Source organism: Barnesiella sp. CU968 (assembly GCF_905219685.1).
GTDB lineage: Bacteria > Bacteroidota > Bacteroidia > Bacteroidales > Muribaculaceae > Lepagella > Lepagella muris_A.
In genome coordinates this window covers 1-1,267 of sequence record NZ_CAJMXD010000572.1, presented here as the reverse complement: position 1 = coordinate 1,267, position 1,267 = coordinate 1, and the positions used below count along the sequence as shown (strand labels likewise).

Annotated in this window: 1 protein-coding gene; it reads left to right on the top strand. The window is 43.6% G+C overall.

The genetic code is table 11. The annotated features are described in order from the left end of the window. Positions 1-264: 264 nt before the first annotated feature. On the top strand, positions 265-1,267 hold a 1,003-nt coding region (locus JX312_RS13775; protein ID WP_204458490.1), incomplete at its 3' end, for a TonB-dependent receptor.

Here is a 1,267-nt window from a genome sequence, read left to right as displayed (position 1 = left end):
TGTGGAGAGTCGTGTTAAATAAGTGTTAAAATCTGCAAATCATTTGTACAGCAACATAGAAGCCCGCTATGCTCCTTTGCCTTAAATGGATTTTATCCCGGAGTGAGCCGCCCCAAATTTCACTTTTATTTTTAAACAAGCTCTAAAGTTTTTTTGTGACCTTTTTAAACTTTTTTTAAGAAATTGTGTCATAAAGAAGTGCTCGCCCGACAGCCATATGCACAACTACAGGTAAACAATCATTGGAAAATTCCACAAACAAACATGAAAAAAGCAATACTTGTATTGACACTTCTGCTTCTGATTTCCACGCTGTCCGAGGCTGCGGTTGTCAGAGGAAAAGTAGTTGATTCGGATTCCATGCCTCTGCAAGGCGTGACATCCCAGATAATAGCTTATCCTGATTCCGTAAGGAAGGGTTATATGATAACTACGGCTCAGGGAAATTTCTCTTTCAAAGGTATAACGCCGGGTAACTATGTCATAAACCTCACGATGGTAGGCATGGACGATATCCGTAAAATAATAGAAGTTCGCGACACCACCACTGTTCTTGACCTCGGAACCCTGAAGATGACGGAGACATCTGTCACTCTCGATGATGCTGTGGTTACAGCGGTAAAGGCGGCGGTTGTCGCCAAGCAGGATACCATTGAATTCAATGCGGGTTCGTTCAAGACACAGGCAAACTCTTCTGTGGAGGATCTTCTGAAAAAACTGCCCGGTGTAGAGGTCGATTCCGAGGGGACTATCACTTCCGGAGGCAAGACTGTCACAAAAATACTTGTTGACGGCAAGGAATTCTTTGGCGATGACACAAAGATGGCAACCAAGAATCTTCCGTCGGATCTTGTGGATAAAGTGCAGGTTGTAGACAGGAAAAGCGACCTTGCAAGAATCACCGGGGTTGATGACGGCGAGGAAGAGACTATAATCAATCTTACGGTAAAGAAGAATATGAAAAACGGTTGGTTCGGCTCAGTAGAAGGCGGTTACGGAACCGACAAAAGATATGAAGGCAAATTCAATGTCTCCACGTTTACTGACAATAACCAGATATCATTAGTGGGGGGTGCCAACAATACTAATAATCTCGGGTTTATGGATTCAGGAAGAGGAAGGTTCTCAAGTTTCGGATCATCAGGGGGCATCACCTCGTCGCAGCAGCTCGGACTGAATTTCAATCTCGGCAAGAATGACAATCACTGGCGTCTCTTAAAATCTGTTAATGCGAAATTGTTAAACTCTGTATTCATGTTGGTTACGC